This window comes from Ruegeria arenilitoris (assembly GCF_013030985.1).
In the GTDB taxonomy this organism is placed as follows: Bacteria; Pseudomonadota; Alphaproteobacteria; order Rhodobacterales; family Rhodobacteraceae; genus Ruegeria; species Ruegeria arenilitoris_B.
Genome location: NZ_WPYP01000012.1, coordinates 105037 through 126104 on the forward strand (window position 1 = coordinate 105037; position 21068 = coordinate 126104).

26 protein-coding genes are annotated in these 21068 nt (G+C 59.0%); 16 read left to right on the top strand and 10 right to left on the bottom strand.

From position 1 onward, the window contains the following. Positions 1-7: 7 nt before the first annotated feature. From GOX88_RS20335 to GOX88_RS20350, 4 genes are all read right to left on the bottom strand, one after another. Positions 8-472 carry an alpha/beta hydrolase gene (locus GOX88_RS20335; RefSeq protein ID WP_170406237.1) on the bottom strand — a complete coding sequence of 155 codons (465 nt, stop codon included), beginning with the start codon at positions 470-472 and terminating at the stop codon, positions 8-10. Positions 473-771: 299 nt separating this feature from the next. Continuing rightward, entirely contained in the window at positions 772-1074 is a 303-nt protein-coding gene (locus GOX88_RS20340) for an anti-sigma factor family protein (RefSeq protein WP_170406241.1), read from the bottom strand. Beyond that, a complete protein-coding gene (locus GOX88_RS20345) occupies positions 1071-1610 on the bottom strand; it encodes a sigma-70 family RNA polymerase sigma factor (protein ID WP_217354273.1) in 540 nt (179 codons plus the stop codon). The genes GOX88_RS20340 and GOX88_RS20345 overlap by 4 nt, the downstream gene beginning before the upstream one ends. Positions 1611-1903: 293 nt before the next feature. After that, a complete protein-coding gene (locus GOX88_RS20350) occupies positions 1904-2776 on the bottom strand; it encodes a LysR family transcriptional regulator (RefSeq protein WP_170406247.1) in 873 nt (290 codons plus the stop codon). Positions 2777-2863: 87 nt separating this feature from the next. Between GOX88_RS20350 and GOX88_RS20355 the strand changes: the two genes are divergently transcribed. From GOX88_RS20355 to GOX88_RS20375, 5 genes are read left to right on the top strand one after another with little or no spacing between them, the layout of a single operon-like run. Further along, a complete protein-coding gene (locus GOX88_RS20355) occupies positions 2864-4321 on the top strand; it encodes an aldehyde dehydrogenase family protein (protein ID WP_174826198.1) in 1458 nt (485 codons plus the stop codon). Continuing rightward, positions 4321-5295, top strand: a complete 975-nt coding sequence (locus GOX88_RS20360; RefSeq protein ID WP_174826202.1) for a membrane dipeptidase — start codon at positions 4321-4323, stop codon at positions 5293-5295. Before GOX88_RS20355 ends, GOX88_RS20360 begins: the two co-directional genes overlap by 1 nt. 4 nt (positions 5296-5299) lie before the next feature. Further along, positions 5300-6988 carry a hypothetical protein gene (locus GOX88_RS20365; RefSeq protein ID WP_170406253.1) on the top strand — a complete coding sequence of 563 codons (1689 nt, stop codon included), beginning with the start codon at positions 5300-5302 and terminating at the stop codon, positions 6986-6988. Continuing rightward, positions 6985-7614 (top strand): DUF3726 domain-containing protein, encoded by a 630-nt coding sequence (locus GOX88_RS20370; RefSeq protein ID WP_170406256.1) that lies wholly within the window; start codon positions 6985-6987, stop codon positions 7612-7614. The genes GOX88_RS20365 and GOX88_RS20370 overlap by 4 nt, the downstream gene beginning before the upstream one ends. Before the next feature lie 12 nt (positions 7615-7626). Beyond that, a complete protein-coding gene (locus GOX88_RS20375) occupies positions 7627-8637 on the top strand; it encodes an Ldh family oxidoreductase (RefSeq protein ID WP_170406259.1) in 1011 nt (336 codons plus the stop codon). 39 nt (positions 8638-8676) lie between these two features. Here the strand turns inward: GOX88_RS20375 and GOX88_RS20380 are convergent, their stop codons facing one another. After that, complete coding sequence (locus tag GOX88_RS20380) at positions 8677-9555, bottom strand: DMT family transporter (protein ID WP_170406262.1); 879 nt, start codon at positions 9553-9555, stop codon at positions 8677-8679. Between the two features lie 190 nt (positions 9556-9745). Between GOX88_RS20380 and GOX88_RS23520 the strand changes: the two genes are divergently transcribed. Both GOX88_RS23520 and GOX88_RS23525 read left to right on the top strand, forming a co-directional pair. Continuing rightward, complete coding sequence (locus GOX88_RS23520) at positions 9746-10204, top strand: DUF1868 domain-containing protein (protein ID WP_254443378.1); 459 nt, start codon at positions 9746-9748, stop codon at positions 10202-10204. 63 nt (positions 10205-10267) lie between these two features. After that, entirely contained in the window at positions 10268-10450 is a 183-nt protein-coding gene (locus GOX88_RS23525; protein WP_254443379.1) for a hypothetical protein, read from the top strand. A 49-nt stretch (positions 10451-10499) separates the two neighbouring features. On the opposite strand, the gene GOX88_RS20390 is transcribed toward GOX88_RS23525, so the two are convergent. Continuing rightward, positions 10500-11306 carry a class I SAM-dependent methyltransferase gene (locus tag GOX88_RS20390; protein WP_170406265.1) on the bottom strand — a complete coding sequence of 269 codons (807 nt, stop codon included), beginning with the start codon at positions 11304-11306 and terminating at the stop codon, positions 10500-10502. Between the two features lie 99 nt (positions 11307-11405). Between GOX88_RS20390 and GOX88_RS20395 the strand changes: the two genes are divergently transcribed. Continuing rightward, the gene (locus GOX88_RS20395) at positions 11406-12098 is read left to right on the top strand and encodes a winged helix-turn-helix transcriptional regulator (RefSeq protein WP_170406267.1); all 693 of its coding nucleotides are present in this window, start codon (positions 11406-11408) and stop codon (positions 12096-12098) included. 48 nt (positions 12099-12146) lie between these two features. On the opposite strand, the gene GOX88_RS20400 is transcribed toward GOX88_RS20395, so the two are convergent. Then, a complete protein-coding gene (locus GOX88_RS20400) occupies positions 12147-12368 on the bottom strand; it encodes a hypothetical protein (protein WP_170406270.1) in 222 nt (73 codons plus the stop codon). A 163-nt stretch (positions 12369-12531) separates the two neighbouring features. Between GOX88_RS20400 and queC the strand changes: the two genes are divergently transcribed. The 8 genes from queC (at position 12532) to GOX88_RS20445 (ending at position 18979) form a co-directional block, all read left to right on the top strand. Further along, on the top strand, positions 12532-13233 hold the full coding sequence (gene queC, locus GOX88_RS20405) for a 7-cyano-7-deazaguanine synthase QueC (RefSeq protein ID WP_170406275.1): 702 nt from the start codon (positions 12532-12534) through the stop codon (positions 13231-13233). Beyond that, positions 13233-13586 carry a 6-carboxytetrahydropterin synthase QueD gene (gene queD / locus GOX88_RS20410; RefSeq protein WP_170406277.1) on the top strand — a complete coding sequence of 118 codons (354 nt, stop codon included), beginning with the start codon at positions 13233-13235 and terminating at the stop codon, positions 13584-13586. The genes queC and queD overlap by 1 nt, the downstream gene beginning before the upstream one ends. Next, on the top strand, positions 13583-14293 hold the full coding sequence (gene queE / locus GOX88_RS20415; protein ID WP_170406279.1) for a 7-carboxy-7-deazaguanine synthase QueE: 711 nt from the start codon (positions 13583-13585) through the stop codon (positions 14291-14293). Before queD ends, queE begins: the two co-directional genes overlap by 4 nt. A gap of 15 nt (positions 14294-14308) precedes the next feature. Then, entirely contained in the window at positions 14309-14773 is a 465-nt protein-coding gene (queF, locus tag GOX88_RS20420; RefSeq protein WP_170327616.1) for a preQ(1) synthase, read from the top strand. A gap of 282 nt (positions 14774-15055) precedes the next feature. Then, entirely contained in the window at positions 15056-15445 is a 390-nt protein-coding gene (gene speD, locus GOX88_RS20430) for an adenosylmethionine decarboxylase (protein ID WP_170406285.1), read from the top strand. A 7-nt stretch (positions 15446-15452) separates the two neighbouring features. Beyond that, a complete protein-coding gene (locus tag GOX88_RS20435) occupies positions 15453-16754 on the top strand; it encodes a GNAT family N-acetyltransferase (RefSeq protein WP_170406288.1) in 1302 nt (433 codons plus the stop codon). A 9-nt stretch (positions 16755-16763) separates the two neighbouring features. Next, positions 16764-17351 carry a hypothetical protein gene (locus tag GOX88_RS20440; RefSeq protein ID WP_170406291.1) on the top strand — a complete coding sequence of 196 codons (588 nt, stop codon included), beginning with the start codon at positions 16764-16766 and terminating at the stop codon, positions 17349-17351. A gap of 77 nt (positions 17352-17428) precedes the next feature. Continuing rightward, positions 17429-18979, top strand: coding sequence for a polyamine aminopropyltransferase (locus tag GOX88_RS20445; protein ID WP_170406294.1), 1551 nt, complete (start codon positions 17429-17431; stop codon positions 18977-18979). 18 nt (positions 18980-18997) lie between these two features. Here the strand turns inward: GOX88_RS20445 and GOX88_RS20450 are convergent, their stop codons facing one another. Genes GOX88_RS20450 through GOX88_RS20460 form a run of 3 tightly spaced genes read right to left on the bottom strand, consistent with a single transcriptional unit; the run spans position 18998 to position 20927 of the window. Next, entirely contained in the window at positions 18998-19423 is a 426-nt protein-coding gene (locus GOX88_RS20450) for a GlcG/HbpS family heme-binding protein (protein WP_170406296.1), read from the bottom strand. A gap of 35 nt (positions 19424-19458) precedes the next feature. Further along, positions 19459-19914: a MaoC family dehydratase gene (locus GOX88_RS20455; protein WP_170406298.1), complete on the bottom strand. Its 456-nt coding sequence runs from the start codon at positions 19912-19914 to the stop codon at positions 19459-19461. Further along, complete coding sequence (locus GOX88_RS20460; protein WP_170406302.1) at positions 19911-20927, bottom strand: aldo/keto reductase; 1017 nt, start codon at positions 20925-20927, stop codon at positions 19911-19913. The genes GOX88_RS20455 and GOX88_RS20460 overlap by 4 nt, the downstream gene beginning before the upstream one ends. Between the last annotated feature and the right edge of the window lie 141 nt (positions 20928-21068).

Below are 21068 nucleotides of genomic sequence, written 5' to 3' on the forward strand. Positions count from 1 at the left end.
TGCGACGTTACAACAGTCGGATCATTTTCTGCCCAGCCCCATGCCTTGAGGCTCCGGTAACAATCAACAGGGCAATATCCGACGGGACCGCAGGGTTGTCGCGATTATAGGTGTGCCCGAACAGATCCGAAGCCCCTTTTACATCGATGAAATGCACATTGCGCACGTTGGCGAACATCTCGCTTTCCGTCTGGCCGACTTCTTCACCTTCCAGGCGTCCGAACCGGACACCGGCCATGGGGCTCTGCGACAGGCCAAGCGCACGGTCGCGCCGGTTTGTATAGATGGTTATGGCCCTGATGGCGGGGCCGAACTGTTCCGTGATCAGGCGCTGACTGACCACTCCGAAATCCAGATCCGGGGCTGCGAGTACCAGGTTTTCAACCCTGAAAACCTTACGTGGGTCGCGACCCGACGGCCAGCTCCAGACGGATTGATTTCGCGCGGTCTTGCGTGCTGCTGGCGGCTGCAAGGCTTTCCCAGCTTGTGCGGTCGCCGAGCCCGATCCGATCAGTAAGTCACGTCATCGGCGCGGAACCGGTCGGTCACGTAAAGCAAATCGACCGCGGGCCTTCGGTTTACGTCGGGAACGCCGTTTGCCGGATAGGATGCCGGTTCGGTGTAAATATTTGGTGTCTCAACCAGCGTATGGGCCCGGCACAGGCCTTTTCCACTCTCGGCCCACAGTTCCGCATCTAATCCCCTGTCCTTCTGCACATTTGCATAGAATTAGATATCGATAGCAGCCGAAGCGTTACACACGTCTGAAGGTCAACTGTCCTTTGCCGCCAGTATCGCGGCAATCAGGTCTTCGGGAACCGACGCTTCAAGCTCGTCATATTCTTTCCGCGAGGCCTTTGCCGCGGCCAGCGCGCGTTTATAGGCAGCAAGATAGAGCCGACAGGACCGGCAGACCCGCAGATGCAGTTCGAAGACGCGTTTTCGCGCCGGTGGCAACTCGTCATCGAGATAGGCGAGGATGAAGTCCTCGAACTCGTTGCAGGTGATCATGCCGGGGAACCTGAACATCACACCGTGCATCCGGCGTTTCAGCGTTTGCGCGGTTTTTTTCATAGCGCACCTCCTCGCATCATCGGCTCCAGGAGTTTTTTCAGTGCCGCCCGTGCACGATGCAGTCGCACTTTGACATTCGCCTCGCTCAACCCGAGCGCCTCTGCAACTTCAATTGTCGACATTTCTTCGATGTCCCGAAGGACAAGAACGATGCGGTATTGATCGGGCAGTTCGTCGATTTTCTCTTTCATGATATCCCGCACCTGACGCGAGTGCAGGTGATCCTCGGACGTTCCTGACAAGGCGAAGGGATCGTCTACCCGGCACCCGTTGCGATCGAATTCGGGCAGCAGTGGATCTAACGGCTGCTCGTTGACGCGCTTTTGCTTTCGTAGCAGCATCAGCGCCTCGTTCACCACAAACCGGTGCATCCATGTCCTGAGGCTGGATCTGCCCTCAAACCCGTCCAGACTTCGGTAGATCTTGGAAAACGCCACCTGAACCGCGTCTTCGGACAAGGCCCTGTCTTTCAGAATCCGCTGGGCGACGGCAACCATCCAGGCGGTGTTGCACCGAACGATTTCTTCAAAATCCAAATCGGAATCTGTGTCCGAACGAGAATGCGGTTCGATCATGCACTGGTACTTTTCGAACTATAAGCTGCTGGGCCGCTTTGGGTTTTCCCACACAGAACCCTGCCCACCAACTTATGGAAATCCTGACACTGTGACAATCGGTGCCCTTTGGCTTTGGTCGGAGCTGGTTTTCGCATCGTGTTTCCGAAGTCAGGGTTTCGGAGATTGTGACACGCCGGTGAAAAGCCAGCATCGGCGCAACGCGTTAGGCCTCGGATCTGGAAAAATGAGGAAACCCGATTTGGTCAATCGCTTCAGATCAGTTTTCTACTCAGGATAAAGGCGCTGCACTCGTCCGTCAGTTCCTGGAACCGGGGTTTTTCCTTAACGTACAAATAGACCTGCCGTTTGTCGGGCAAGTCCGGCAGCGCGCGAAAAGCGGTGGATTCGGGAATAAAACGCGCGACGGTCTGGGGGAGCACGGTCACCCACTTCCCGGTTCTGACCATTGTAATAAGCGAATGCGTGTTGTGAATGGTGACGTCGGCATCCGTGATCGCATCAATAAATTTCGGCGTCTGGATAAGATCGCACAGGGCATTCCGAACAAACGCAGCCGCCATCACATCATCCAGGGTCGGCGGCGTAGGGCTAGTGATAAGCGGATGGTCAGACGCACATACAAGCCCGAATTGATCCTCGAACAGGGGAATGGCCTTGATGCCTTTCAACGGATGAAAACCCGAGGCAATTCCGATGTCTGCCTTGCCGTCCACAAGCGAATCCAGCACCTGCTGCGTATCCGTATCGCGCAGTTCGACCTTCAGCCCGGGAAAGCGGTGGGTCATATGTTCAAGAACCGAAGGAAAGACCAAGGCGGCGACCGATGGAACCGACACGATGCGCATCAGGCCGTGAGTGGCATCCGCAGCTGCCTCGATCGACTGCACCGTCTGGTCAAACTGGCGAACCTGTTTCAAGGACAATTCGAACACCTGCTCTCCCAGTACGGAGAGATGAGTCTTACGTTCTCCCTCAAACAGTTTTTTACCCAAATGGCTCTCGAACTGCTTGAGTGTCATCGAAACGGCCGATTGGGTGCGCCCCAGGCGGTCGGCTGCCTCGGTCAGGTTGCCCGTTTGCGCGACTGTACAAAAGCAGCGCAGCATTTCGATCTTGATGGCCATACTTCAATTTTCCTGAAGTTTTTTTCAATTGTTTGAATTTGACTGATATCGATTGCAAAGTCCATTCTCTGCCAGAAAAATTTTGACATGGGGCCCGTTGTGACCAACCTGAACCTGATTGCCGGCGAATGGCTGGCTGGCGAAGCCGAAATCGAAAACCGCAATCCGTCTGATCTGAGCGACCTGATCGGTCATTTCGCTCAGGCCAGTGCGGATCAGCTTGAGGCGACTTTGGATCAGGCCCGTGTCGCACAGGCCGAGTGGGCCGCTTATGGGCTTGAGCGCAAACAGGCGGTGCTGATGAATATCGGCACCGAACTGATGGCCCGCGCCGAGGAACTTGGCACCCTGCTCAGCCGTGAAGAGGGCAAACCGCTGGCCGAAGGCAAAGGCGAAGTTTACCGCGCCGGACAGTTCTTCACCTACTACGCTGCCGAGTGCCTGCGCCAGATCGGTGAGAATGCAGATTCCGTGCGCCCCGATATCGAGATCGACGTGCGCCGTGAGGCGGTCGGCGTAGTTGCCGTCATCAGCCCGTGGAATTTTCCAACCGCCACGGCGTCCTGGAAGATTGCCCCGGCGCTGTGCTACGGCAATGCGGTGGTCTGGAAACCCGCCAACATCACGCCGGCTTCGGCCGTCGCCCTGACCGAGATCATCAGCCGACAGGACATCCCCAAAGGCCTGTTCAGCCTTGTCATGGGATCAGGCCGCTCCATCGGACAGCGGCTGGTGGAAAGCCCCAAGGTCAACGCCATCTCGTTCACCGGGTCCGTCCCGGTCGGCAAGGGCATTGCTGCGGCTGCCATTCAGAACCTGACCAAGGTGCAGATGGAGATGGGGTCGAAAAACGCGCTGGCCGTTATGGACGACGCCGATCTCGACCTTGCTGTCTCGCTGGCGCTGGGGGGTGCGTTCGGGGGGACCGGTCAGAAATGTACCGCGTCATCACGGCTGGTGGTTCATGCCGCCGTTCACGACGCTTTTGTCGAAAAACTGGTGGCCGGTGCGCAGGCGATGAAAGTCGGCCACGCGCTGGCCGAGGGCACCCAGATGGGACCGGTAGTCAGCGCACAGCAGCTGGCCGAAAACCTGGCTTATGCCGATCTGGGCAAGTCCGAAGGTGCCGAACTGGCCTGCGGCGGCCAGCGATTGGAGATGCCTCAGGATGGCTATTACATGAGCCCCGGCGTATTCCTGAACACTACCAACGACATGCGCATCAACCGCGAAGAGATGTTCGCGCCGCTGACCTCGGTGATCAAGGTCGGCAGCTATGACGAGGCGCTGGCCACCGTCAACGACACCAATTTCGGCCTGACCTCGGGCATCGTCACACAGAGCCTGGCCCGTGCCACGCATTTCCGCCGCAACGCGCGCACCGGTGTCGTGACCGTGAACCTGCCCACTGCTGGGACAGACTATCACGTGCCCTTTGGCGGACGCGGCGACAGCTCTTACGGCCCGCGTGAACAGGGTAAGGCCGCGGCCGAGTTCTACACGACGGTCAAAACCGCCTATATCAGCGCTGGAAAGCCGATGTGATGCGGATCGACGGGCTGCAATACACCAATTGGTCCGAGAAGATCTTTCGGCAATTGCGCGAAGGCGGCGTGGACGCAATCCACGTCACCATCGCCTATCACGAAAACTTCCGTGAAACGGTTCTGAACTTTGAAAAGTGGAACCGCTGGTTCGAGCAATACCCCGATCTGATCATGAAAGGGTTGTGGGCCAGCGACATCGACAAAGCACGCGAAACCGGGCGCACGGCTGTATTCTTTGGCTTTCAGAACCCCTCACCCATCGAAGACGATATCGGGTTGGTCGAAATCGTGCATACACTGGGCGCGCGGTTCATGCAGCTGACTTATAACAACCAGTCCCTGCTGGCCACGGGCTGCTATGAGGCCGAAGATACCGGCATCACCCGCATGGGCCGTCAGGTGATCAAGGAAATGAACCGTGTTGGTCTGGTCGTTGACATGAGCCATTCGGCCGACCGGTCCACCATTGAAGCCGCCGAGCTGTCCGAACGCCCCATCGCCATCACCCACGCAAACCCGCACGAATGGTCACCCGCCCTGCGCAACAAGCGCGATGCGGTGATCCGGGCGGTAACCGAAAATGGTGGGATGTTGGGCTTTTCGGTCTATCCTCATCACCTGAAAGACAAGTCGGACTGCACGTTGGACAGCTTTTGCGAGATGGTCGCCCGAACGGCCGAAAAATACGGCGCAGAGCACCTCGGGATCGGCACGGATTTGTGTCAGGATCAGCCCGACAGCGTTGTTGAATGGATGCGGGTCGGGCGCTGGTCCAAACAGATCGACTATGGCGAGGGGTCGGCCAGCAACCCGGGCTTCCCGCCGATGCCGTCCTGGTTCCGGGACAACCGCGACTTTGGAAATATCGAACAAGGGTTGCGTGCTACCGGCCTGAACGATGACGAAGTGGCCGGGATCATGGGGGGAAACTGGTACAAGTTCTTTGCCGAGAACTTCGTTGCCCGGGGGTAGCCGTATGGAAACAGAGGCGCAAACTTGCATCGACCGACGAGACCCCGCCACCGTCATGCGGCTGTCGCGGCTGGGCTCTTTGCACCAGTGTCGGCTAAGCTTCATGCGACAGTTGACCCGCCGCATGGCGCGGGAAAACTGGTCATTTTCGCGCCCCGTTTTCGACATTGATGCCAAAGGCGTCGGGACAGCAGTCTATACCGCCCACGGGCCGGACAGGGCGTATTCGCTGGTTGCCTTCGCGCATGACCTGCCACCCGAAAAACGCTCGGACCGGGTGATTGCCGATGCCTGGGACGCCACCTTTGCCTTGTTTGATGGCATCCCGACCCAGGCGGATATCGAGCGTCTTTCGAAAAACGTCCCCCTGCAGGAAGCCGGGCGCGTCAGTGAAACCGAGCTGTCCTTGTCCCGTGCCAACCGCTCGGTCCGGCTGTGGGAACATGTCGTTGATGCTCTGGCCGCAGGGCGTCAACCGGATCTGCAACAAATCTATCAGGTCGGCTATCTGATGCGCACGACGGCCGTTTATGGTTCGGGCAAATTTGGGGCGGCGGATCGCGAGAACATCGCCAACCGCCCGGAAACCAGCGCGCCCTTTCAGGCCGAAATGCTGTCGGTGTTTCTGACCCGAACCTTCGTGCGGGATCTGGTGCAACACATGGCCAACGCCAAAGGTGGCAACCAAGCCGCAAAACTGGACCCGGACATCGCGCATTGGTTGGGCATCGGCAATTCCACCGGCCTTGGCATGGCACCGTTCATTGTCAACCATCCCATTCTGTTCAACAACTGGGTCATGGCGCGGGAAGAGGCGATCGCGCGTGTCCGATCAGTGGAAGCCGCATCTCCGGCCGAGGTCGATCACTTCCGCCGGATATTCGAACGCAGCCAACTGTCGATGACATGGTGGCGGTCTGAGCATCCCGTGCAAATCGAAAAACTGGCAGCGTTGAACGCTGACCTGCAGGCCATCTCGGAGTACCTGGACCAGGACGGTTTGGCCGGTGGCCACCCCTGGAACCGGTTGGTGATCTGGTCTCAAACCGCGCTCAGCGAAGAAGGGCAGGAATATCTCGCCTCGCTGATCCTTGAACCCTACGCAGATCTCGTGGACGGGCTGGCCTCGTGCATGGCCGATGGCAATGCCGAGGCGTTTGTAATCGACGGGTCGATGCCGATCAGCGAGGTCCGTGATCTGATCCGGGGCGCCTTTGGCTGGGCGCTGGATCTGGATTGGACCTCTCGCGAAAACTGCGCCCGCGCATGGTACGTGTCCGAGGAAAAACTGGAACCCCGCATGGGTGAACGGTTCGAAGAACCCATCGCGGATTATGAGCAGCCACTGGCCCCGGCGCGGGATGCCGTTGTAGCCCATGCGATGTTGAGCGAATGGGACGACGCCGAGCCGGTAGCACGTTTCCTGCTGCGACATCCTGAACATCGACACACCGTCCGGCGCGCCCAGATGACCCGCTCCGCACCTTATGGCGAAATCCGGGACAATACGATTGGCGCAACGGTTGTGCCTCTCGACATGTTGCGGGCAAAGCTGTCGTTCTTCGGCGCCACACATTTCGATCCGCGTTCAGATCGCTGGGTCCGCATTTGCATGTATGCCGGTGCGCCTTACCCCGAGGAACTGACATCTGAGAACGCCGATCTTTGGGTCTATCCAGAGGTGCCAGCATGAGTTTCTCACTGAACGAGGTGGAGGCAACCGCCAAACGCGCCACCCGCGGGGCGGGCTATTCCTGGGGACAGGCCGAGGAAGCGTCAAAAGCGGTGCGCTGGCTGTGTGCGCAAGGTCTGGATGGCGCTGAAGTTCTCGCCCGTTTGCTGACGCTCGGTCTGGCCTCGGAGCTTGCCGCGCATCGTCCGCGACAGGTTGATGGCCTATGGCAAGGCGATGGCGAGTTGTGCCCGTTGTCGGCAGGCCCTCTCCTGTCCGACAGCGCTTATCTGCTGAAGGCCGCCCCGGTCGAGATGCGGGACGTTGTTGCACCTGAACTGCTGCTGCCCTTTGCCGCCAATGCGGCGCGTGTTCTGAAATGTTGGGTAAGCGTCGAAATCGACGGCACGCTGGCAGTCACAGACGGAGATCACCTTGCCGTCCACGGTGTTTTGCCCGCCGCAGCCCGACGGGTCACCGTTTCGCAGGGTGTTGCACCTGAGACCCTGCGCAGCCGACACTCGCGCGCGCAGCCCGCGCCGGGTGATTGGGACGTTCTGAACCGTTTTGCCCACCGTACCTACGCTCCCGCAACCGAGGAATCCCGCCTGCTGGGCGCAGGGGCCGGGCTTTCCGACAACGACTGAAGAGAGACCAAAGTGACCGACACACGGACCCTTACCCTCGCCGAAATTGAAGAGCTGTCCTTCCGAGCGCTGGTCGCAGCGGGCACATCCGCGGACAACGCCCGCCCGTTGGCGCAAGCAACCGCCGCGACCGAGGCAGACGGCGTCGCAAGCCACGGCTTGGCTTACATCCCGATCTATTGCGAGCATGTGCAGTGCGGTAAGGTCGATGGGATGGCCATGCCTGTCCTGTCGCGCCCCCGACCGGGCGTCTTGACCGTCGATGCCGCAACGGGCTTTGCCCACTCTGCCATTGATCTGGGTTTTGACGCTCTGATCCCCGCCGCGCGGGAACAAGGCGTTGCGGTTCTCGCCATCAAGAACAGCTACAATTGCGGCGTTCTTGGCTATCATACCTACCGGCTTGCCCAAGCCGGGCTGGTCGCGCTGGGGTTCACCAATGCACCGGCCTCGATTGCTCCATCCGGTGGCTCAAGACCTGTCGTGGGAACCAATCCGTTTTCTGTCGCCGTTCCGGGAACCGATGGTCAGCCAGCCTTGTTGATCGACCAGAGCGCCAGCACGATTGCCAAAAGCGAGGTCATGAAACATGCGCGCGAAGGCAAGCCGATCCCGGTTGGCTGGGCGCTGGATGCAGAAGGCAACCCGACCACCGATCCGGAGGTTGGCCTCAAGGGTTCAATGGCGCCTTCGGGCGGCTACAAGGGCGTCGGCGTCGCGCTGCTGGTCGAGGTTTTGGCCGCCGCCCTGACCGGGGCCACGTTGGGCATCAACGCCTCACCTTTTTCGGGAACAGCTGGCGGCCCGCCGAAAACCGGCCAGTTCTTCATAGCCATCGATCCGGGCGCAACAGCCGAGGGGGCGTTCGCGGCTGGTGTCGCCGAACTGGTCGAGGCCATCCGCCTTCAGGACGGGGCGCATCTGCCCGGTGACGGTCGCCGGGCCAAGCGTTTGGCAGCCCACGATGAAGGTGTGGCGGTGAACACGGCAACACTCGCCAGGATTGAAGCGCTATTGGGCTAGATGATCGGTTTGGCAGGGTTTCTCTCGGCCACCTGGGGTTCACCCCTTGGCGGCCGAAGCCCACTTGTCTGACTGATGCAGGATCAAAGAGCCAAGCCCGGAAAACGCGATCAGCACAAGGCCCAACAACGAATAGGCATCCGGCCATTCTTTGAAAACAAGAATCCCAAGCACCGTCGCGGAAACCAGTTGGCTGTAGACCAATGGCGCGATGAGGCTGGCCTCGGCGGATTTGTTTGCGATTACCAACAGGTAGTTGCCCACCGCAGAGGCAAAAGCGCTCAGCAATATCAACGCAGCGACCGACACGTCAGGCGCAGGAAACTCCGCTGTGAGACCGAGCGGCGTCAGTAGCGCCGAACCAATCAAGAGCTGGGAAATCAGCAGGAACCGGGGTCGGTAAGCACCTGCAAGCGTTCGCGTCATCACCAGATACCCACCGTAACATCCACCGGCCGCAAGCGCGAAAATCATGCCGGGGGACACACCAAATCCCGGCTTTACGACCAACATGACCCCGGCGAACCCAATCGCCAGTAACACGCCGCGACGGCGCGACGGTTTTTCGCCAAGGAACAGGATGGCAAGAACATAGGACACCACCGGCCCAATGAAGAAAGCCCCAAAGACATTGGCAATCGGTTCCGTTCGCAATGCTGTCAGGATGCAGCAAATCCCCCCGGTGATAAAACACGCCCGCAACAGAACGCGCCAATCTCGGAAATTAGGCAACTCGCTTGCTGTAAGCCCGCTGAACGGCAGCAGCAGCATTGCGGCCAGAGCGAAGCGCGACCAGGCAACGATGATCGGATCGACACCACCGCCCGTCAGAAGCTTGCCCGCAGTGTCACCAACCACAACGAAGGTCACTGCGGCAAACACAAGCCCGGCAAGTTGAAAAAGATTGGGCGATGTCATCGTCGATGCGCCTGTGAAAAGTGCCTGAGCTGTATTGCCGAGAGTTTTCCGGCAAGGGATGGATTTATCTACCGGTTATAGCGCGCTCTGCGTCAATTCGAAGAAGAACCTTTTCTGGTGCCAAATACCCATTCCGATCATAACCTTGCAACAGACCTCATATAAGGTGCCAAAAAACCGGAGCTTTACATTGTCTTTGAACATTGAAGTAGCACCCTTCGCAGCCAGTAGAAATTCGGGCACCCCGCGACGGATTGGCCAGCGATATAACGCTGAAAAATTCCTGCCCGAGGCAGGCAACACCGTTGTTTGCCATCTTGATTTCAATGCCCCAGCTCACAAGGCGGTGCTGGAGGCGCGCAAGAGAATGATGGCGTTGCCGGAAGCCGGGCGCTTTCTTTTTACCCCTGCTGAAAGCCTGCACATGACGGTGTTCGAAGGCGTTACCGAAACCCGCCGAACACCGGACACATGGCCCCGCGATCTTGACCGGGATGCCTCTGTAGACAGCGTTACCGAGGCCATGATCAACCGACTCGCTGATTTTTCCGCTCCCTCTAGTTTTGCTGTACGCGTTTCGGGCTGCGGCCCTACGGGACTTGCGCTCAAAGGCGCCACCGACGAAGACGAGGTGAAGATGCTGGCCTAGCGTGAGGCGCTGACCGAACCCTTCGCGTATCGGCACGAAAACCATGATGCGTATCAGCACCACATGACCTTTGCCTACCCCATCAACTGGCTGCCTGATTCACTGCTGCCGATCTGGGAAGCTGAATTGAGTGTCATCCTTGCAGAACTGGCAGATGCCGCGCCTGTCATTCCACTCACCTCCCCCGCCTTTTGTCGGTTTGACGACATGACGCGGTTCGAAGAAATCCTTGTCCTGAATAACTGAACGTCCGGTTCGGCAGACCGGCTACAAAAGACGACCGTCAACGCCTGCGTCAATCAGCTGCCCAAACAGCCAGATGCGCAGGCGCCGGGAACTCCACCGATCCGTCCGAGGCAGCAAGCTGTCCCAGACGTTTTTCCGCCTCTGCGACCAATGCCTCATACCCGGCATCATCGATCAAATCTGCCAATGTCCAACCGCGAACATCCATTCGAACCCATTCGCGGATCGACGCGAATTGCGCGGTGCCGGTGACGGTCGTTACGGCTGCGTTCCGCAATCCCCCTTCCTCGAGCACGCCAACAAGAGACGGCTTGTGACCCAGGATGAAAGGGGCCCGCAGGGCATTTGCAGCCACCGCTCCGAACAACTCATCTATCAGATCGATCATGCGGGCATATCCGGGAGAGTTGTCGGCGTCATCCCAGACCGACACCGCAATCCTGCCACCAGACCGTACCACACGCCGCATTTCCTCAAGCGCCCTGCGTCTGTCGTCAAAGAACATCAGCCCGAATTGGCAAAGAACAATATCAAAAGAACTGTCCGCGAATGGCAGCGCCTCGGCGCGGCCCTCGGTCCAGTCGATGTCCGGGGCACGCCTGCGCGCCACATCAAGCATTTCCGGGTTTCGGTCCAGACCAACGATGTGGCCTGCCGGGCCAACCCGTACGAGGGCGTCTCGCGTTGTGGCTCCGGTACCGCAGGCAACATCCAGCACGGCGTGGCCCGGGCAGATCTTGGCGCGTTCACATAACCGCCCTGCCCATTCACCAAACAGTGCCGGAACAAAGAACTCATCATATATTTGAGCTGCGGTTTTCGAAACTTGACCCGCAGATGCAGCATCTTTCGACATGGTTCACCCGCTTTATCCGTTGCGATCGGACCAACAATGACACGCTGCCGTTCTGGGGGTATAGTTCTAAATCTGTAGCAATGGGACAGGTGGCGCAGGATGAAATCCTATGGCCAATTCTGCCCGGTCGCCAAGGCGGCCGAGCTCTTTTGCGAACGCTGGAATGCTTTGATCATCCGCGATCTTGCGGCTGGCCCTCGCCGATACTCCGAGTTGAAACGCGGCGTGCCCCTGATGTCGCCGTCGCTTTTGTCTTCCCGGTTGAAATGGCTCATCGAAGAGGGGGTCGTCGCGCGCCTCGATACCGGCGACAAGCGCCCGGGTTACGTGCTGACCGACGCAGGGCGTGAGTTCGTTCCGCTGGTCGAGGCTCTTGGCATCTGGGGGCAACGATGGACAAGGCGCCAGCTCAAAGATCATGAGATTGACTTGGGATTGCTGGTCTGGACCCTTGAAAGCACAACCAATGCCAGTGCTTTCGGTGCAAAACGCTGCCTCATTCGTTTGGAACTGACCGATCAAACCGACGCAAAAAAGTACTGGTGGTTTTTGAACCGCAATGGCCGGTGTGAGCTGTGCGTCGAGGACCCCGGAGGCGACGTCAATCTGTATCTGGCCTGTACGCTGCCCGACGCCATCTACATCGTCAGGGGCGATATCGCCCCATCCAAGGCAATAGACACGCAAAAGCTGGAAGTTCTTGGGGACGCTTGGGCAAAGCGGGCCTTCACCAAATGGCTCAATCTCAGCCCGCTGACGACCGTTGAATCGTGCCGTCCGGCCGACTGCTGAGTTTCCAAGCTGACGCTGCCGAAACTGTGACAGCTTCAGGGGTTGTGGTCAGTCCATGCGCAGATCCACATATGCGCCGCAATCGCCAACATCGAGCGACATTCGGGCATCAAGTGTCGCAGCCATAGGACGCGTGGCCTCTGCGAACTCGGTCGGAAAGGCCAGGCGTGTCCGGAACTTGGTGGCCATGTTGTCCGTGACCAGCGGATGAAGCCTGATCGAATACCCGGCGTCACCTTCAGTGTCATGGAAAACAAACGATGCTGCCATGCTGAAACCGGGGCAAGCGCAAGAAGGCACGCGCCCTGCCCTGTCGTGCGGATGACGTACAGGGCAACATTGCGCAAATGTGACTTGGCACGCCCGGTTCCCGGGTATAACAGGATGCATCCCGGTCGCAGCCTACCCGGGTAACAAAACAAGGGTTCAAAACATGAAAACGATCGTAATCTGCTCGGGCGGGCTGGATTCGGTGTCGCTGGCACATATGGTTGCGCGCGATCACCAGCTGACGGGCTTGATTTCCTTTGACTATGGCCAGCGTCATCGCAAAGAGCTGGACTATGCCGCACTCTGCGCGCAGCGGCTGGGTGTGCCCCATGACATCATCGACCTGCGCTCGGTCGGGGCGGTACTGACCGGATCGGCGCTGACCGACGATGTGGACGTGCCCGACGGGCATTATGCCGAGAACAGTATGCGCGTGACCGTGGTGCCCAACCGAAACGCGATCATGCTGACCGTGGCCTTTGGGGCCGCCGCAGCACGCGGGGCAGATGCAGTGGCGACGGCGGTGCATGGCGGGGATCACTTTATCTACCCCGACTGCCGCCCAACCTTCACGCAGGCCTTCGAGACGATGCAGAAACACGCGCTGGACGGCTATGCGGATGTGTCGCTGTTCACGCCGTTTGTCCATCGCAGCAAGGCCGACATCGTGACCGAAGGCGCGCGTGTGGATACAACTTTTGCGCAAACCTGGTCCTGCTACAAGGGCGGCGAACTTCACTGCGGGCGCTGCGGTACCTGCGTTGAACGGCGTGAGGCATTCCATCTGGCCGGTGTCGCAGACCCGACCACCTATGAAGATCCCGATTTCTGGGTCGCAGCGACGGCGCAGAAGGAAACTGCCTGATGTACCGGATTACCAAAGAGTTCCATTTCTCCGCCTCGCACCAATTGACCCATTTGCCCGATGACCACCAATGCGCGCGGATGCACGGGCACAACTATATTGTCGAGGTCGAGCTGGCCGCGCCCGAGCTGAACGCCGACGGGTTCGTGCGCGACTATGGCGAGTTGAAACCTCTCAAGACTTATATCGACGAAACCTTCGATCATCGCCACCTGAACGACGTGATGAACATTCTGACCACGGCCGAGAACATGGCGCGTCATTTCTTTGACTGGTGCGCCGCGCGCTGGCCGGAAACCACCGCCGTAAGGGTCAGCGAAACGCCAAAGACATGGGCCGAGTACCGCCCATGACCCGCCTGCGCATTTCCGAGATTTTCGGCCCCACGATTCAGGGCGAAGGCGCGCTGATCGGAGAGCCGACCGTGTTCGTGCGCACCGGTGGTTGTGACTATCGTTGCAGCTGGTGCGATAGCCTGCACGCGGTCGACACCGCCTATCGTCACGATTGGGCCGCGATGTCCACGGATGCGGTCTGGGACCGGGTGCACGCCTTGTCGGGCGGGCGGCCTCTGACCGTGTCGCTGTCCGGGGGCAACCCGGTCATTCAGGACTTTGCCCCGCTGATCGCGCGTGGCCGGGCCAAAGGGTATCGGTTTGCCTGCGAAACTCAGGGCTCGATCGCAAAGCCATGGTTCGGCGAACTGGACACGCTGGTCCTCAGCCCGAAGCCGCCGTCGAGCGGTGAAGACGTGGACTGGAACGCCTTCGCGGCCTGTATCGAGGCCGCGCAGGATGGCCCGAAGGTGGTGATGAAAATCGTGATCTTCGATGAGGCCGATTATAACTGGGCCCGCGCCGTGGCTGACCGCTATCCGGCGCTGCCGCTTTATCTGCAACCAGGCAATGCCGTGGTCGATCCCGACCTGCCGGTCGATCCGCAAACCCTGTCGGACCGGTTGCTGTGGCTGGTGGAAAAGGTGACCGCCGATGGCTGGTTCACGCCACGGGTCCTGCCGCAACTGCACGTCCTGTTATGGGGCAACAAACGCGGGGTCTGACCCCGAAAGGAGCACATGATGGAAACCATTTACAGCGACCTGACCCAGCTGGGCGGGAAGACCGAACTGCCGGCCTCGCCCGAGCAGGCAGAGCTTGAGCGGGTGCAGAACCCGCAGGCCGATATCGATTATTGCGTGCGCTTCACCGCGCCCGAGTTCACCTCGCTCTGCCCGATGACCGGACAGCCGGATTTTGCCCATCTGGTGATCGACTATGTGCCGGGCGATTGGCTGGTGGAATCGAAATCCCTGAAACTGTTTCTGGGATCATTCCGCAACCATGGCGCGTTTCATGAGGATTGCACCGTGTCCATCGCCCGCCGTCTGGTCGAGTTCCTGGACCCGCGGTGGCTGCGCATTGGTGGCTACTGGTATCCGCGCGGTGGTATTCCCATTGATGTCTTCTGGCAAACCGGCGCCACACCCGATCACGTCTGGATTCCCGATCAGGGCGTGCCGCCCTATCGCGGGCGTGGATAGGTAATTAAAAAACCCAGAGCGGAGGTGCGCCCAAGGCGCATCGCCGCACGGCTCTGCTCAGCCCGATACAGTTTGATCAAACAGCGTGGCGTTGCGCGGCATCAAAAAACCGATTGTTCCAGTCGCATCTGGCAACCGTTTGTGCCGCCACATCTCTCGATGGTTGTGCATTTGCATCACTGAAAGACGATAAGCCGAGGAAGCACTCAAACTGAGATTGACGAAACGGAACAACATATTAGACATGGCTCAATAGTTTGAGTTTTGGGGCGCTGGTTTTTTATGGACGGTTCTTCGTCTTCTTTGGGTACACACCTTATAGCAGATTTTTTCGACGCAAGTGCGCTTTATGATCCCGTTCCCGCCGAAGATGCCCTGAGACGTGCCGCGATTGCTGCCAAAGCGCATGTTCTGGGTGTGAATACCCATGATTTTGGGCAGCGGGCGGGGTTCACCGGGGTCGCGCTGCTGGCCGAGTCGCATATCTCGGTCCACACCTGGCCCGAACATGGATATGCCGCCATCGATATCTTCATGTGCGGCGATGCCAAACCACAGCTCAGTCTGGACGTTCTGAAATCCTATTTCCGCCCGCAACGCGTCAACGTGCAGTCCATACGCCGTGGCCTGATTGGTCACGCGACACCCCGGCTCGCCGTGGCGGGCTTCTGAAAGGCGAATGGAAGAGCTGCGCAGATGCCCGGTTACGATAGGCCTCATACTCAGCGCGATTGCGGGATATGCTTTGCTGGGTCCGGTCCGGTATTCCGGGCCAATCGAAACTTTCCCGGATCATCTGCTGTTCACGTTTCGGCACGGCAATCTGAGCCACCTGACCCTCAATTGCCTGCTGATCCTAGTTGGCGGCAGCTTTACCGAACCCGTTCTGGGCTGGCTCCGCACATTGGGCCTTGTCGCCCTGTTCGCCTTGGCCGGAACAACCGCCGAGTTGGTGCTGGCCGGACCGGGGTTTGTCGGCCTGTCCGGTGTTGCCTACGGTCTGGTTTCCTATGGCCTGATCGTCGCAAGCCCGCCGGAACGGCGCGGCTGGACGCTGGCCTTGATCTGCATCGTTCTGGGGGCCGAGTGGTTGTTCCTGCACCCTCAGATCGCCGTTTTCACCCACATCACAAGCGCCTTGATCGGCGGAGGACTGGCCATGTTTAGCGCCCTTTTCGGCTCGAGTGGGCCAAAGCTCAAACCTATGGAATGGCGGCATGTGTCTCCGGCCATCCAGATCATCGCACAGACCGATGAGGATGACGCGACCGAAGCTGAAAGCAAGTTTCTGGAAGAGGGAACGGACAACATGTTCGTCCTACAGGAAAAGGGCAACGTGCTTGGGCTGATCGGCTATAGCCTGGACGAAGATGTGCCGGACGTCGCGTGGCTGTCCTGGACCTATCTGGATCAGGCCCATACCGGCAAGGGTCTGGGCGCGCTGATGCTGAACGACCTGCTGGGAAAGCTGGCGCAGCTGCAAGTGCGCAAGATTTTCATCGAAACCAGCGACTATGAAGAGTTCGGCAAGAAACTCTACGCCGCCGCACATAAACTCTATGAAGAGTTCGGTGCCTCCGTCGAATTGACCGTACCCGGGTACCATGGCCCGAACGAAGCCAAGATCGTCTATGGGCTGGAGAACCCCGAGGCATCTGAGACGCCGCGCATAGAGCCGTCTCCGAATACCGGCCTGTCGATCTTCGAGATCCACAAAGCCCCCGAAACCGACGATGTGGCGGGCCTGCGCTGGCGCGAAACCAACGCCGGGCTCAGCGGGCTGGAGCAACAGCTGTCGCTGGCGCGCAGTCAGAAATACCGCATGGCCGTTCTGGCCATCCCATCCGACCTGTCCGACGCCAATGCAGCCGACCTGCAAGCGCAGGGCCTGCAAAAATGCGGTGAACTCAAAGAGTTCTACGGCAAGGACCTGCATCAGGTCTGGTGGAGCAGTGATTCAGGAACAACCAAAAATACATAGGAGCATTCAATGTTTGGTAATCTGAAAACGATCGTCATTGTCGGCGTTCTGGGCTTTGCGGCCTATTCGATCTTTTTGTCCCCGAAATCGGAACAGACCGCTGATCTCGGGCAGGTTCTGGACCGCACGGAATTCGCCATCATCCAATACCAAGAGTATCTGGACGCCAACAGCATCGCCGAAGCCTCGGACGAGCAGGTCGATGAATTCACGGACTATCTGACGCAGGTAATGAATACGGAACCGCGTTTTTACGACGAGCCTCTGGGTCTGGATATTCTGTCCGACGCCAAATTCTCGGGCTATGCCGACCCGAACGCAAACGGTATTCGTGATTCCGGTGAAGGAGAGATATTCACCATCGAGATCGACGAGGCCAACAACCGCCTGATCGCCACCGACACCACCGGTCAATCCGCTGGACTGCGATTCTCGGGCGCAGGATTCCTGGCCGGCGCGCTGATTGGCAACCTGATCGGCCGCCAGCGTTCGGCCGGCATCTCCGCCGCCAGCTTCAACAACCGGACCGTGACCCCGCGCACCAGCTATTCGGCCCCGCGCAGCGCCCGCTCGGGCGGATTGCGCACAGGTAAATAAGCACCGCGCAGACATCACACCCCAACAGGGCCCGGCGCATCAATCGTGCCGGGCTTTCCAGTTTCTCGGATATTTGCATGACCGACACCCTGACACCGCGTTACTCGGACCTGCCCCGCCGGCAGGCAATGGTTCTGCTGGGCGCAATCCTTGTTGTTGCCCTGTGTGGCATTGTCTACGAACTGATCATCGGGACGGTGTCCAGCTACCTTCTGGGCAACTCGGTCTATCAGTTCTCGCTGACCATCGGGTTCTTCATGTTCGCCATGGGGGTCGGGTCCTACGTATCCCGTTTTTTCCACGGCAATCTGATCCAGACATTCATCTGGGTCGAGCTGATCCTGGCCCTGATCGGTGGCCTGTGCAGCGTGTCGCTGTTCATGCTCTTTCCCTATGCGCCGTGGTTTTACACGGTTGGCATGTTCACCTTCATCTCGTCCATCGGGTTTCTGGTCGGGCTGGAGATTCCCCTGCTGATGCGGGTTCTGTCCGAAAGCAGCACCACGCGGGAATCCATCGCCGATGTGCTTTCGCTGGACTATATCGGTGCGCTTGGCGGGTCCGTTCTGTTCCCCATCCTTCTGCTGCCGTCCCTTGGGCTGATCTCATCCTCGTTCGCCATCGGTCTGACCAACGCCATGGTCGCGTTGCTGAGCGTTCTGTGTCTGCGCGACCAGCTGGACGCGCCAAAAAGGATGCTGGCCTGCGCGATCGGCACCATTGTTCTGCTATTCGCGCTGACCTTGCTGGCCGGGCGGATTACCGCATTTGCGCAGGACCACCTGTATTTTGACCGTATCGTCTGGCGAAAACAGTCGCAATACCAGTCACTTGTGGTCACCAATACCTGGCAAAAGAACGACGTACGCCTCTATATCGATGGCCATCTGCAATTTGCCGAAGCGGACGAGTATCGCTATCACGAGGCACTGGTTCACCCGGTTCTGTCCTGGGGCGATAGTGATCCCAAATCCGTATTGGTGCTGGGCGGAGGTGACGGGCTCGCCGTGCGCGAGATCCTGAAATACCCAAGCGTTTCGCGCATTGATCTGGTCGATCTGGATCCGGCGATGACTGACCTGGGGCGCAATCTGGCCCCGATTGCCCGACTGAACGAAAACAGCATGGAGGCGTCGTCGCTGAACGTCCACAACACCGACGCGTTCAACTATGTCAAATCCACCGATCAGACCTATGACCGGATCATCATCGACTTCCCCGACCCCCATAACGAGGCGTTATCCAAGCTTTACTCGATCGAGTTCTACGCCATGGTCCAGAGCATCCTGTCCGAGGATGGTGTGTTGGTCACGCAAAGCAGCTCACCGTTCTTTTCGCCCCATACCTATTGGACTGTTTCCGAGACCTTGTCCGAGATTTTCCCGCAGGTCGTGAATTATCAGATGTCGATCCCCTCGTTCGGGATTTGGGGATACAACCTTGCGGCCAACGATCCGGCCTCAACGCTGGGCGACCTGCCCGAAGGCCTGAGGTTCGTAACCCCTGAGGTTTTCGCCGCGGCCCAGGTATTTTCCGAGGACCTGCGGCCCAAGCGTGAACTGGCCGTCAACTCGATCTTTGATCCCGGTATCTACCACGAGTATTCGCGCGACGTATCCGGCTATTGAGGTAAGCTGCTCGACGCATCACGCATTCAAACCAATCGCCCGCACCCCGGCCTCGGCACACAGAATGTCGTCCGGGCCAGCGGCGCCCGACACTCCGATCGCACCGATAAGTTGACCTTCTTCCAGAATGGGCATCCCGCCATCCCAGGCACATAGGTTGGGGCGATTTGCCAGACCCATCTGCAACGCGGGCGCCGACAACATGCGTTCGGCAAAGGCGCGTGTGGTTTTGCCCAAAACAGCAGTTCTGGCCTTGTCCAGCGCGAAATCGGCCACCGCCGCTGCCGCACCATCCATGCGCCCGGCCGCAACCATGTGACCGCCGGGGTCAACAACAACGACCGCAACCTGCCACCCGTTTTCAGCGGCATGAGCCAGGGCCTCCTGCACCGCCAGGTTTGCAGCACCTTGCGAGATGAAGCGTTTGGTGAATGAAACAGACATGTCTTTCCCTTGATCCTAAAGTGTTGCGGCTTTGATCACAGTTCGAAGATCAACTCATTCGTGCCCTGTTGAACCCGCTGACCCGCCTGATTGAACACATCGAACCTGAAGGCCACGATCCCGCGCCGGCCCGAGGAGGTTTCGCGTTTTGACACGACATTCAGCTCGGCCCGGATCGTATCCCCGGCAATAACCGGCTGCTCGAACCGCCAGTTCCACCCCAGCGAGGCCAGCCCGTCAGGCCGTGCATCTGATTGGAACTTCAACCCATCCACCACCGACAGGACAAGCAGCCCATGCGCCACCCGCGCTTTGTAACCAAGCTGTCGGGCCACATCGTCATCCAGATGCAGCGGATATTTGTCGCCGGTCAGTTCAGCAAAAGCCGCGATCAGGTCTGCCGTTATCTCGGCAGACCCGGTTTTCATCACATCCCCGACCTGCAGATCGTGATAGCCATAGACGCCTGCAGTCAGAAGTTCAGCGGTCATTCCGGAACCGGAGCATCTTCGCGCAGCAGACCCTTGGTTTTCAGGTCCGCCCAGAACTCGGCCGGAATGTCATGGCTGAACCAGTTCAGGTTCTGATCCAACTGCTCGACCGTGCGGGTCCCCGCCATGAAAGTCGGCACCGCCGGATGCGCGACCACGAACTGTAGCGCGGCGGCGGGCAGCGGCACGTTGTATTCGGCACAGACGGCTTCGATCTTGCTGACCTTGTCCATGATGTCGGTCGGGGCCGGGGCGTAGTTGTACTTGGCCCCTTCCTTGGCACCCGTCGCCAGAATGCCCGAGTTGAAACCGCCACCGACCACCACTGCAGCACCGCGTTCCTCGCAGAGCGGCAGGAACTTGTCCAAAGCGTCCTGTTCCAGCAGCGTATAGCGCCCGGCCAGCAGGAAGCAGTCAAAGTCGCGCTGCTCAAGCGCTGCGTGGCACACTTCCCATTCGTTCACGCCGACGCCGATCGCCTTGACGACACCCTGATCACGCAGGCTTTCCAGCGCTTTCCAGGCCTCATCCATGGCCTGTTTGAACACTTCGGGCTGCTCGGCGCCACGGGTGAATACGTCGATGTCGTGGATAAAGCAGATATCCATATGCTCCAGCGCCATACGCTGCAGGCTGTCCTCGAACGACCGCATGATCCCGTCATAGCTATAGTCGAAATGCATCGTGAATGGCGCGGCATTGGTCCAGGGCTCGAAGTTGATGTCCTGACGACGCGCGGGTTTCAGCACCCGGCCAACCTTGGACGACAGGATGAAATCACCACGGTCCTTCCAACGCAGGCTGTGCCCCGTCCGCATTTCGGACAGGCCGTGCCCGTACATCGGCGCAGTGTCGAAATACCGAACGCCTTTGTCCCAGGCGTGCTGAATCATCGCGTCAGACGTTTTCTCGTCAATCTCGCGAAAGATGTTGCCAATCGGCGCAGTACCAAAGCCAAAGGCGGATACGTTCAGATCCACCCGGCCAAACTTGTTCAGTGTGTTCGGATTCATGCAAACCTCCCAAATGCAAACCGGATCGCCGATATTTGCGCAGTCATTAAGTAACTGTTTGGTTATTTACCTTAAGTAACGAAACCAATCAACCCACTTGACGAACCACACCCGGCACGCGTATTAGTAACCAATTAGTTA

Bases quoted from the DNA above. Each gene is read 5' to 3' on its own strand.
- GOX88_RS20350 (WP_170406247.1), bottom strand. From the start codon at position 2,776: ATGGCCATCAAGATCGAAATGCTGCGCTGCTTTTGTACAGTCGCGCAA.
- speD (WP_170406285.1), top strand. From the start codon at position 15,056: ATGGACGGTTCTTCGTCTTCTTTGGGTACACACCTTATAGCAGATTTT.
- GOX88_RS20440 (WP_170406291.1), top strand. From the start codon at position 16,764: ATGTTTGGTAATCTGAAAACGATCGTCATTGTCGGCGTTCTGGGCTTT.
- queF (WP_170327616.1), top strand. From the start codon at position 14,309: ATGATGGAAACCATTTACAGCGACCTGACCCAGCTGGGCGGGAAGACC.
- GOX88_RS20390 (WP_170406265.1), bottom strand. From the start codon at position 11,306: ATGTCGAAAGATGCTGCATCTGCGGGTCAAGTTTCGAAAACCGCAGCT.
- GOX88_RS23525 (WP_254443379.1), top strand. From the start codon at position 10,268: ATGACCTTTGCCTACCCCATCAACTGGCTGCCTGATTCACTGCTGCCG.
- queE (WP_170406279.1), top strand. From the start codon at position 13,583: ATGACCCGCCTGCGCATTTCCGAGATTTTCGGCCCCACGATTCAGGGC.
- GOX88_RS20355 (WP_174826198.1), top strand. From the start codon at position 2,864: ATGGGGCCCGTTGTGACCAACCTGAACCTGATTGCCGGCGAATGGCTG.
- GOX88_RS20395 (WP_170406267.1), top strand. From the start codon at position 11,406: ATGAAATCCTATGGCCAATTCTGCCCGGTCGCCAAGGCGGCCGAGCTC.
- GOX88_RS20365 (WP_170406253.1), top strand. From the start codon at position 5,300: ATGGAAACAGAGGCGCAAACTTGCATCGACCGACGAGACCCCGCCACC.
- GOX88_RS20340 (WP_170406241.1), bottom strand. From the start codon at position 1,074: ATGAAAAAAACCGCGCAAACGCTGAAACGCCGGATGCACGGTGTGATG.
- GOX88_RS20455 (WP_170406298.1), bottom strand. From the start codon at position 19,914: ATGACCGCTGAACTTCTGACTGCAGGCGTCTATGGCTATCACGATCTG.
- GOX88_RS20360 (WP_174826202.1), top strand. From the start codon at position 4,321: ATGCGGATCGACGGGCTGCAATACACCAATTGGTCCGAGAAGATCTTT.
- queC (WP_170406275.1), top strand. From the start codon at position 12,532: ATGAAAACGATCGTAATCTGCTCGGGCGGGCTGGATTCGGTGTCGCTG.
- GOX88_RS20370 (WP_170406256.1), top strand. From the start codon at position 6,985: ATGAGTTTCTCACTGAACGAGGTGGAGGCAACCGCCAAACGCGCCACC.
- GOX88_RS20460 (WP_170406302.1), bottom strand. From the start codon at position 20,927: ATGAATCCGAACACACTGAACAAGTTTGGCCGGGTGGATCTGAACGTA.
- queD (WP_170406277.1), top strand. From the start codon at position 13,233: ATGTACCGGATTACCAAAGAGTTCCATTTCTCCGCCTCGCACCAATTG.
- GOX88_RS20380 (WP_170406262.1), bottom strand. From the start codon at position 9,555: ATGACATCGCCCAATCTTTTTCAACTTGCCGGGCTTGTGTTTGCCGCA.
- GOX88_RS20435 (WP_170406288.1), top strand. From the start codon at position 15,453: ATGGAAGAGCTGCGCAGATGCCCGGTTACGATAGGCCTCATACTCAGC.
- GOX88_RS20445 (WP_170406294.1), top strand. From the start codon at position 17,429: ATGACCGACACCCTGACACCGCGTTACTCGGACCTGCCCCGCCGGCAG.
- GOX88_RS20400 (WP_170406270.1), bottom strand. From the start codon at position 12,368: ATGGCAGCATCGTTTGTTTTCCATGACACTGAAGGTGACGCCGGGTAT.
- GOX88_RS20450 (WP_170406296.1), bottom strand. From the start codon at position 19,423: ATGTCTGTTTCATTCACCAAACGCTTCATCTCGCAAGGTGCTGCAAAC.